A 255-nucleotide genomic window follows, 5' to 3' on the forward strand; every position below is an offset into this window, starting at 1 on the left:
CTTCGTGCTCCTCCGTTACTCTTTGGGAGGAGACCGCCCCAGTCAAACTACCCACCAGACACTGTCCGCAACCCGGATTACGGGTCTACGTTAGAACACCAGCCATTAAAGGGTGGTATTTCAAGGTTGGCTCCACGCAGACTGGCGTCCACGCTTCAAAGCCTCCCACCTATCCTACACATCAAGGACCAGTGTTCAGTGTCAAGCTATAGTAAAGGTTCACGGGGTCTTTCCGTCTTGCCGCGGGTACACTGC

Annotated in this window: 1 rRNA gene; it reads right to left on the reverse strand. The window is 54.5% G+C overall.

Annotated features, from left to right (window positions below):
• Positions 1 to 255: ribosomal RNA gene (locus KW829_RS23095) — 23S ribosomal RNA — on the reverse strand; the annotation flags it as partial.

It is taken from the genome of Enterobacter sp. ENT02, from assembly GCF_019219165.1.
Classification (GTDB): domain Bacteria; phylum Pseudomonadota; class Gammaproteobacteria; order Enterobacterales; family Enterobacteriaceae; genus Enterobacter; species Enterobacter mori.